Annotated in this window: 8 protein-coding genes and 3 pseudogenes; 3 read left to right on the top strand and 8 right to left on the bottom strand. The window is 66.7% G+C overall.

Features of this window, described 5'->3' with window-relative positions:
* Positions 1-15: 15 nt before the first annotated feature.
* The 3 genes and pseudogenes from KY572_RS22655 to KY572_RS48330 form a co-directional block, all read right to left on the bottom strand.
* Positions 16-1,467 carry an MATE family efflux transporter gene (locus KY572_RS22655; protein WP_224245003.1) on the bottom strand — a complete coding sequence of 484 codons (1,452 nt, stop codon included), beginning with the start codon at positions 1,465-1,467 and terminating at the stop codon, positions 16-18.
* Positions 1,468-1,548: 81 nt separating this feature from the next.
* Entirely contained in the window at positions 1,549-2,133 is a 585-nt protein-coding gene (gene sitI6, locus KY572_RS22660) for a SitI6 family double-CXXCG motif immunity protein (RefSeq protein WP_224245004.1), read from the bottom strand.
* A 22-nt stretch (positions 2,134-2,155) separates the two neighbouring features.
* Positions 2,156-2,278, bottom strand: a pseudogene (locus tag KY572_RS48330) (SitA family polymorphic toxin lipoprotein); the annotation flags it as partial.
* A gap of 255 nt (positions 2,279-2,533) precedes the next feature.
* On the opposite strand from KY572_RS48330, the gene KY572_RS22665 reads away from it, so the two are divergent.
* Positions 2,534-3,913 (top strand): hypothetical protein, encoded by a 1,380-nt coding sequence (locus KY572_RS22665; protein WP_224245005.1) that lies wholly within the window; start codon positions 2,534-2,536, stop codon positions 3,911-3,913.
* A gap of 20 nt (positions 3,914-3,933) precedes the next feature.
* Positions 3,934-5,313 carry a DUF4785 family protein gene (locus KY572_RS22670; RefSeq protein WP_224245006.1) on the top strand — a complete coding sequence of 460 codons (1,380 nt, stop codon included), beginning with the start codon at positions 3,934-3,936 and terminating at the stop codon, positions 5,311-5,313.
* A 71-nt stretch (positions 5,314-5,384) separates the two neighbouring features.
* Here the strand turns inward: KY572_RS22670 and sitI6 (KY572_RS22675) are convergent, their stop codons facing one another.
* The 4 genes and pseudogenes from sitI6 (KY572_RS22675) to KY572_RS48155 all read right to left on the bottom strand — a co-directional run.
* Positions 5,385-6,101, bottom strand: coding sequence for a SitI6 family double-CXXCG motif immunity protein (sitI6, locus tag KY572_RS22675; RefSeq protein WP_224245007.1), 717 nt, complete (start codon positions 6,099-6,101; stop codon positions 5,385-5,387).
* Positions 6,102-6,106: 5 nt separating this feature from the next.
* Positions 6,107-6,829: a SitA6 family polymorphic toxin lipoprotein gene (sitA6, locus tag KY572_RS22680; RefSeq protein WP_224245008.1), complete on the bottom strand. Its 723-nt coding sequence runs from the start codon at positions 6,827-6,829 to the stop codon at positions 6,107-6,109.
* A gap of 65 nt (positions 6,830-6,894) precedes the next feature.
* Complete coding sequence (sitI6, locus tag KY572_RS22685; protein WP_224245009.1) at positions 6,895-7,611, bottom strand: SitI6 family double-CXXCG motif immunity protein; 717 nt, start codon at positions 7,609-7,611, stop codon at positions 6,895-6,897.
* 6 nt (positions 7,612-7,617) lie between these two features.
* Positions 7,618-7,764 (bottom strand): annotated as a pseudogene (locus KY572_RS48155) (SitA family polymorphic toxin lipoprotein); the annotation flags it as partial.
* Positions 7,765-8,271: 507 nt separating this feature from the next.
* Here KY572_RS48155 and KY572_RS22690 point away from each other — a divergent pair.
* Positions 8,272-9,054 carry an IS630 family transposase gene (locus KY572_RS22690; RefSeq protein WP_263451885.1) on the top strand — a complete coding sequence of 261 codons (783 nt, stop codon included), beginning with the start codon at positions 8,272-8,274 and terminating at the stop codon, positions 9,052-9,054.
* A 50-nt stretch (positions 9,055-9,104) separates the two neighbouring features.
* On the opposite strand, the pseudogene KY572_RS48160 reads toward KY572_RS22690, so the two are convergent.
* Positions 9,105-9,383, bottom strand: a pseudogene (locus KY572_RS48160) (DUF2380 domain-containing protein); the annotation flags it as partial.
* Positions 9,384-9,564 lie beyond the last annotated feature (181 nt).

Genomic DNA, 9,564 nt, shown 5'->3' on the forward strand with positions numbered 1-9,564 from the left:
CGCGGCCCGGGCGGGCTACACCTGGTGGAGCTTCCAGCGTCCCCGCCGGAAGAGGACGACGCTGACCACGGCGAGCATGCAGTAGCTGATGAGGATGGAGAGGAAGGCGCCCGACGGCCCCAGCCCCATCGGATTCGCGAGCACCCAGGCGAGCGGCAGCTCCAGCACCCAGAAGCAGCCCAGGTTCATGAGGGTGGGCGTCACCGTATCCCCGGCGCCGTTGAAGGCCTGCTCGAGCACCAGGGCGAAGGCGTAGAAGAGGAAGCCACAGCTCACGATGCGCAGGCACCTCACGCCGTACGTGGCGGCTTCGGCATCCTGGGTGAAGAGGCCGATGAGCGGCTCGGCCGCGAGGATGAAGATGAGCCCCACGGAGCCGAGGAAGATCATGTTGTAGCGGGCCGCGGTCCACACGGCCTGCTCGCCGCGCTCGGGCTTGCCGGCGCCGAGGCTCTGGCCCACGAGGGTGGCGGCGGCATTGCCCAGCCCCCACGAGGGCAGCAGGGCGAACAGGATGATGCGCATGGCGATGGTGTAGCCGGCGGTGGCGGTGCTGCCGAAGACGGCGACGATGCGTGCCAGGACCATCCAGCTGGACGTGGCCACGAAGGCCTGGAACATGCCGGTGCCGGACAGCCGCAGCATGCTGAGCATCGTCCGCGGCTCCAGGCGGATGTGCTCGAGCCGCACGCGGAGGTGGCCGCTGCCCCGAGCCAGGCAGTAGAGCTGGTACACCACGCCCATGCTCCGGCCGAACGCGGTGGCCACCGCCGCGCCCGCGACGCCCATCGCGGGGAAGGGCCCCCACCCGAAGATGAGACAGGGAGCCAGGACGATGTTGAGGCCATTGGCCAGCCACAGCGTGCGCATGGCGACGGCGGCATCGCCCGCGCCACGAAAGATGGCGTTGATGAGGAACAGGAGGACGACGCTGCTCATGCTCGCCAGCATGATCTGCGTGTAGCGAACGCCGTGCTCGAGCACCCAGGGCGAGCCTCCCATGAGCGCCAGGAGCGACCGGGAGAACGAGGCACCGATGATGCAGAAGGGCACGCTCAGCAGGATGCCCAGGCCGATGGCCTGCACGGCGCTGCGAGCGGCCTGGTCGTGGGCCTTCTCACCGATGCGCCGGGAGACGGTGGCCGAGGCGCCGATGCTCAGCCCCATGGCGACGGCATAGATGATGGTGAAGACGGCCTCGGTGAGGCCCACGGTGGCGACGGCGTCGGGACCGAGCCGGCCCACGAAGAAGACGTCGACCACCGCGAAGATGGACTCGAGCACCGTCTCCAGCACCATGGGGACGGAGAGCAGGAAGATGGAGCGGCCGAGGGAGCCCTCGGTGAAGTCCGCGTGCGAGCCGCGGACGGCCTCCTTGAGGGCGGCCCAGAAGCTCTGGGGGGCGGGCGTGGAGGGACGTCCTGCGTCCTGTGAGAGCTCAGTTTCCGAGTGAGGTGCTTCCGTCATATCGCCCTTCCTCCACGCCCGGTGCCGGATGGGCGGGAAAACTAGCCGGAGGACCGCCTCGGGTCGATCCATCTGACAGGACTAACGAAGGGGCAGCACACGGAAGGCGATGTCCTGCTCGTAGCCCAGGCGGCGAGCCGTCTCCACGAAGCGCTCGGAGGCGATGATGGCCGTGGGGAAGTCCTCCAGCCGGAACGCATCCAGCTCTGGGGGAACAGAGGAGGCTCGCAGGATGAGCTCCTCCGGACGCTTCCACCCCTTGCGACCACACTTCGTGCAGGGCTCTGGTCGGTACTCCGGCAGGCAGTCCGGATGCGCCTGACCGCGAGGCAGCAGCTCCAGCTCGAGCAGCTCCGGCGGGTTCTTCTGGCGAAAGCGCAGCTCGGTGTGACAGCCCTTGAGGCCCTGGACTCCTTCGGCTTGCAGGCGCTCCAGCGCCTCGCGCCTCATCAGCAGCATCCACGAGGAGTACAGGAAGCATAGTCCTCCTCTAGCCGAGCCGTGTATTTCTCCTGATCCGGCAGGCGGGAGAGATCCACGGAGGGATAGGCATCCGAGAGGCCCACCCCAGACCGCATCACACTGGGGACAGTGCACTCCAGGGAGAAACCATCGGCGCTCGACGTTGTGGGAGCCGGAATAGCGCGGCTCCTGGACCCCCTCCATGACGTAAGTAACGCATCGTCCCTCAGTAACCTCCAATGGGAGGAGGCTGCGTCCACTGACGCCAATACGGGACAACCGGACCGAAGAGCCCGAACTCATAGATGAGCTGTCCCGCATACCTCATGATTTCTTCCTTCGACGCTCCTCGGCCAGCTGCGAGGGCAGTGAGCCCGGCGCACAGCAGCAGCCACACCCAACCTCGAAGCACCTCGATCATGGCCCGCGAACGTACCGCGTCACGGCCAGGCCGCATCCCGAACAGCAAGTTGCAAGCTCATCGCACGCACGGCGCGGCGCGCCATGAGAAACAGAGTAGGGAGCTTTTGCCAGCTCGGCGGAGAACTCCTACCCTGCTGGCCCCACTTCGCGAGGCTCCGTCTCCGGCCTCCGGGAGGTTTCCATGCACTTGTTTTCCAGGACAGGGTGGCTGACCGCCGCGACCTGTGCCGTGTTGCTCGGTGCCGGCGGTGAGGCCTTGGCCGCCGACGGCGTCGTCTTCGTCCACGGCACGGGCGACCAGACGCCGAGCTCGGCCACGAGCGGCTACTGGACGCAGTCGTCCATCGACACCATGCGCAATGGCCGGCCCTACCTCATCATCGGCTACCCGGGCGCCACGTGCGCCGGCTTCAGCCAGTGCAGCTGGGGCCCGATCGTCGATCAGATCGTCCCCTGGATGAACACCAACAACATCACCCGCTTCACCGTCATCACCCACTCGAATGGCTCGAGCCCGCTGCGGTACATGCTCGGCCACACCGGCGCGGTGAGCCCCAACGGCAACGTCGTCAACACGGTGACGAGCCGCATCTCCCAGGTCATCTTCATGGCGCCGGACCTCGCCGGCACGCCCCTGGCCAACCAGGTGACGACGAGCGGCTCCTTCCTGAACATCGCCAACAGCGTCGTCGAGTTCTTCGGTGGGGGCAGCTACAACAACCCCGCCGTGGTGCAGCAGCGCACCGACAACATGCGCGTCTACAACTCGAACGGCACCTTCGCGGGAGGCCAGGGTGCGACGACGGTGGGCGGCAAGCCCATCTCGGTGGTGCGCGGCAACCGCGTCTACGCCAACCTCTTCTCGAGCGACGCGCACTGCGGTGGCTACTTCTACACCATCGGCCTGAAGGCGGCGGCGCTGCTCGGCTGGGGCAGCTTCAACGCCGGCACGGACGGCTTCATCGGCAACGACAGCTCGGGCTACTTCGGCAACATCATCATCGACGACGGCCGCCTCAACCACCACCAGTCGCGCCGCAGCTGCCACAACAGCGGCAACCTGGTGGCGCAGAAGGTCGCCAGCGCGCCCATTCCGCCGCCCTCCAGCCAGACGTACGCGCCGGAGACGAACGTGCAGGGCGCGGGGCTCGCCTGCAACAACTACTACTCGGGCTACGCCACGGACTTCATGACCAACCACACCGTGTGGAAGTACGGCTGCTCCAGCAGCATGCTCACCAACGGCTACCCCGAGCCCGACTGCCTCATCTCCTACGGCTACTCGAGCAGCTATCGCGTCCCGAGCACCGAGAGCTGGAACCCCTTCCTCAACCCGGCCTACTACCCGACCTGGAGCCAGGTCTGCCCCGACTCCTGGCACGGTGACGGCGTGTGCGACGCGTGCCTGGTGGCCAAGTACGGCTTCGATGCCACCACGGGCAGCGCGGGCGCCAACGACTGCGTGAAGGCGCCTCCGGGAGGCTCCAACTGGTGTGGAGACCTCGCCTACGACACCTACTGGGGTGTCCATAACTACGCCGTCGTCCAGGCGCTTCACTGAGCCCGAGCCGGAGAACGCACATGAACGCTCATCGTTCCTTCCTCAAGTCCGCCGGCCTGTCGCTGGCGGTGATCTTCCTCGGGGGATTCACCCCGGAGCCCGCCGTGAACACCAAGCTGCGCACCACCGCGGGTGTCACGCCCGCCACGGGGGACGTGGCCCCTGGCCGCCTGTTTGCCCGAGACGTCCGAGAGGGCATCGGCCCGGGCCGCGTCTCGGTGTCCAACCCCACCGCGCCCCAGCCGCTCGCGGCGCCCATCGCGCCTGAGACGCGGCGCTCGAAGCACACCGTGCTGCACGTAGCCCCGGGCTCGGCGGCCACGCAGCTGGAGCTGCCCATCACCGCGCCCGAGGACGCCTGGGTGATGCTCATCCCCAAGGGCAACGATGCGAAGGTGGGCGAGGACGCGCTGCGAGACGTGGCGATGTTCGACCCGCGGGGCGTGCGCGCGGACGTTCGGGCGGCGCGCGATGGGAGCGCGCAGCTCGGCGCGGATGAGGACCGGCTCAAGGCCGAGGGCGTCACCAGGCCCATCTCGATGCTGCGCATGAGCCGCGACATGGGCCGGGGGCTCTACAAGCTCCAGGTGGGGCCCAAGGCGGCCAAGGTGGGCCTGGCCATCGAGATTCGTGAGCCCTCCTCGTCCACGGAGCTGGCCATCACGGCGTCGGCGATGCAGCTCTCTCCGGATGCCGAGGGCTACGTGACGGTAGCCCTGCAGTCCGACGGGGTGCTGGAGAAGGTGAACGTCGAGGCCTCGCTGTTGAACCCGCGCTATGAGCGCGTCCGGACGGTGCCGGTGGTGAAGGTGGGCAAGGAGTACCGCGTCATGGTGTCGCGAGCCATGACGGACCGGGACGAGCCGGGCACGTGGATGGTGGAGGTGCACGCGACGGGCCTTGCGGGAGGCCAGCCCTTCGATCGGCTGGAGCAGACCGCCTTCGGCTTCGTGGTGCCTACGGCGCGCATCGCCTCGGTGGGGCGCGAGCGGCTGGTGCGAGACGCGAGCGGCCGGGTGGCGGCGCTCGAGGTGGACGTGGTGGTGGAGAGCCAGGGGCTCGACCGCTACGAGGTGACGGGGACGCTGGTGGCGACGGACAAGAAGGGCGTGGAGCGGACGGTGGCCGAGGCCCAGGTGACGGACCAGCTCGGCTCGGGCTCTCACGTGCTGACGCTGCGCTTCGACGCGGGGCACGCGGGGCTGTCGCGGCTCGGCGGCAGCTACGCGCTGCGGGGGCTGCAGCTCTACTCGCTCGGCACCAACACGCTGTACCACCGGCTGAACCGGGGGCTGGAGGTCCGCTTCCCGGCGGTGCGCGTCGACGAGCTGGCGGCTCCTGAGATGACGCCCGCCATCGAGATGATGCTGAACGCGGGCGCGTTCAACGTCACGGAGTAGCGGGGGCCACGAACCTCCCCTGTGCCTCTCCGGAAGCCAGCGGGGCGCCCTCGGGCGCTCCCGTGTCCGCGCTACCGGAGAGGCAACTCGCGGAAGAGGATGTCCTGCTCGTAGCCCAGGCGCCGAACCGTCTCCACGAAGCGCTCGGAGGCGATGATGGCCGTGGGGAAGTCCTCCAATCGGAACGCATCCAGCTCTGGGGGAACAGAGGAGGCTCGCAGGATGAGCTCCTCCGGACGCTTCCACCCCTTGCGGCCACACTTCGTGCAGGGCTCTGGCCGGTACTCTGGCAGGCAGTCCGGATGCGCCTGGCCGCGAGGCAGCAGCTCCAGCTCGAGCAGCTCTGGCGGGTTCTTCTGGCGAAAGCGCAGCTCGGTGCGACAGCCCTTCAGGCCCTGGACTCCTTCGGCTTGCAAGCGCTCCAGCGCCTCGCGTCTCATCAGCAGCAGCCACGAGGAGTACAGGAAGAAGGGGCCGAACTCCCCCTGAGCGGTGCCTGTGAGCGGCCCCAGCTCCGTGCCTGGCCACAGGGGAACACCGGGAGGAACCAGGGGGCGCACCTGCTCTCGCAGCCGCTCGAACTCAGCGTAGTTCTCCTCCAACCGGGCCGTGTACTTCTCCTGATCCGGCAGGCGGGAGAGGTCCACGGAGGGATAGGCATCGACGTTGCTGGACCAGACTGCATCACACTGAGGGCAGTGCACTCCAGGCAGCCCCCACCGATGCTCAGCCCAATAGGAGCCAGAGTAACGTGGCTCTCGTACACCATCGACCTGGTAGTAGCGCATGGCCCTCACCAGTTTCCGACGGGCGGCGGCTGCGTCCACCGGCGGTAATACGGGACAACCGGACCGAGCAGCTGGAATTCATAGAGAAGCTGCCCTGCGTACCGGAAGATCTCTTCTTTCGGGGCATCAAAGTGAGCTTGCTGGTACTTCCGCCATGCCTCGTTCCACGCTCCTCCCGAGGGCGGCGGATGGTGGATCCGCCGATGTACATCCACCAGCAGCGGCATCGTGTAGTCGTGGACGTTGATGCCCTTGGAGGCAAACCACCTCTTGAGGCCAGGCTCCTGCGGAAAGATGTGGTGCTTCTCATGGGGCTTGCGCCACTCCTCCGCCCACTGCTCCAACAGCTTCTTCTGGCTGGGCAGCGGCTCGGGCTTGGGCCCCCACGGGATGATGAAGACGGGCTGCGAGGGCTTGGGTAACCCATCCGCACTGCCCCAGTACCTCTGCGCCGTGCCCCCGGGAATGGGTAGCACCATGCCACCGGTGCGCGCGGGCACCACCTGCCCCACCTGCAGCAGTCCCATCACCTCGCGGCATCGGTACAGACCGCACTGCTGACCGTCACACAGCGGCAGCAGGCTCTCCTCCTCCGCGCATAGTTCCTCGAAGGAGGCAACTCTCTCCCCCTCCTCGACCTCCTCACCCAGCGAAACCTGCGTTGACGCGCACGCCGTGAGCCCGGCGCACAACAGCAGCCACACCCAACCTCGAAACACTTCGACCATGGGCCGCCAACATACCTCGCCTTGGATGGGCCACGGGCTCCACTCCAACAAACCCTTCGGACGGCCTACCGCAGAGGCAGCTCACGGAAGGCGATGTCCTGCTCGTAGCCCAGGCGTCTGGCCGTTTCCACGAAGCGCTCGGAGGCGACGATGGCAGTCATGAAGTCCTCCAGGCGGAACGCATCCAGCTCCGGGGGAACGGAGGAGGCTCTCAGGATGAGCTCCTCCGGACGCTTCCACCCCTTGCGGCCGCACTTCGTGCAGGGCTCTGGCCGGTACTCCGGCAGGCATTCGGGATGCGCCTGGCCGCGAGGCAGCAGTTCCAGCTCGAGCAGCTCTGGCGGGTTCTTCTGGCGAAAGCGCAGCTCGGTGCGACAGCCCTTCAGGCCCTGGACTCCTTCGGCTTGCAAGCGCTCCAGCGCCTCGCGTCTCATCAGCAGCATCCATGAGGAGTACAGGAAGAAAGGGCCGAACTCGCCCTGAGCGGTGCCTGTGAGCGGCCCCAGCTCCGTGCCTGGCCAGAGGGGAACACCGGCGGGAACGAGGGGGCGCACCTGCTCTCGCAGCCTCTCGAATTCGGCATAGTCCTCCTCCAGCCGGGCCGTGTATTTCTTCTGATCCGGAAGGCGGGAGAGGTCCACGGAGGGATAGGCATCCGAGAGACCACCCCAGGTGGCATCACACTGGGGGCAGTGCACTCCGGGGAGGAACCATCGGCGCTCAGCGTTGTGGGAGCCAGAATGACGCGGCTCCTGGACACCCTCCATGACGTAGTAACGCATCGCCCCTCAGTAACCACCAATGGGAGGAGGCTGCGTCCACTGACGCCAATACGGGACAACCGGACCGAAGAGCGCAAACTCATAGATGAGCTGTCTCGCATATCTCATGATTTCTTCCTTCGACGCTCCTGCATGGTCCTTCTTGTACTTCCGCCATGCTTCATTTCACGAGCCACCCGCGGGAGGAGGTCGGTGGATGCTCCCATGAAATCCTACCTCCAGGGGAATCGTGTACTCGTGGATGTTGATGTCCTTGAGCGCAAACTAGTGGAGTGTCCGACAAGTCCTTGGACATAGTCGCGGGGGATGAATAGCTCTGGTGGATGAGGAGACGCCCTCCGCGACTCATCCACCTGTCGCCCGAAGAGACCGCTCTGCTTGAGGACCTGGTGCGAGATGGGCGCACCGAGCAGCGAGTGGCTCGCCGTGCGCGAATCCTGCTGGCGATGAGCAACCCGGACACCATCGTCTCGGAGTTGGCCGACCACCTTGAGCAAGACCGCAGGACCATATGGGCCCTGTGTCGTCGCTTCGAGGCACATGGGGTGGAGGCTGTAGAAGATGCTCCCCGTTCCGGTCGGCCGCAGGAGCTTTCCCCCCCTCCAGCGAGTGGAAGTGGAGCGACTGGCCTGCTGCGAACCGGCCGGCGTCGGGCTGCACATGACCCACTGGTCCACTCGTAGTCTGGCGCGTGCCGCCCAGCTGCGGGGGATCGCCCCCACCATCTCCCACTCCACCGTCGCGCTCATCCTCCGCGATGCCGAGTTGCAGCCGCACCGCTCGCGCTACTGGAAGACGCCGATTCCAGACGACACCTTTCGTGCCAAGGCCGCCAAGGTCCTCTGGTGCTACGAGAATGCTCACGCCCTGGCAGAGCGAGGCGAGGTAGTGCTGTGCGTGGACGAGAAGCCCAACATTCAAGCTCTGCAGCGGCGCTGTCCCACCCGCCCGATGAGGCCCGGCCTCATCCAGCGGCAGGAGTTCGAGTACGTGCGGCACGGCACGGTGAACTTCCTGGCCAAGCTGGTGGTGCATACCGGCAAGATGCACGGCTGGTGTCTGGAGCACAACGACAGCGCCAGCCTGCGGGCGGTCCTGCCCGAATTGTTGTGGGAACACCGCGATGCGCGTCGCATTCACCTCATCTGGGATGAGGGCTCCAGCCACATTGCCCACCCGACGCGTTCGTTCCTCAGCAACTACTACCCTCAGGTTCGAGTGCTCTTCACTCCGGCTCATGCCTCCTGGCTCGACCAAGCCGAGTTGCTGCTGCGCGCCTTCGGGGCGCGCTACCTTCAGCGAGGCGACTGGGCCAGCCGCTCCCACCTCATCGAGCACCTCAACGCCAGCTGGCCTGAGTACAACCGTCTCTATGCCCACCCGTTCACTTGGTCCTGGACTCGGACCAAGATGCACCGGTGGGTGGACCGTCACCAGTCCTGACTATGTCCAAAAACTTCGCGGACACTCCACTAGGCTTTCAGGTCTGGCTCCTGTGGGAAGATGTGGTACTTCTCATGGGGCCTGCGCCACTCCGCCGCCCATTGCTCCAACAACTTCTTCTGGCTGGGCAGCAACTCGGGCTTGGGCTCCCACGGAATGATGGGCTGCGAAGGCTTGGGTAGCCCGTCCGCACTGCCACAGTACCTCTGCGCCGTGCCTCCGGGATGGGCAGCACCATGCCGCTGGTCTAGGAGCTTGTCGGTGAACGGGCATGAGGAAGGGCGCGCGTAATAGCCCCCCTCCAGCGCCTGATAGGGAGAGGCCGCCAATGGCGCCCCAGTGCTGGTGCGCCGCCACCGCCGGGCGGCGGCGCCCCCTCTATGCGGCCTGCGCCCCCAGCGGGGCCAAGCCCTGCCCCATGTTCCACAGCTTCGTAAACCCCCGGTCCTACCCAGGTGGTAGTCGGAGCTCTGGAGGTGCAGGGTGGCGGGATGATGAAGAGCCGAGAGC

It is taken from the genome of Hyalangium gracile (assembly GCF_020103725.1).
GTDB classification, from domain to species: Bacteria; Myxococcota; Myxococcia; order Myxococcales; family Myxococcaceae; genus Hyalangium; species Hyalangium gracile.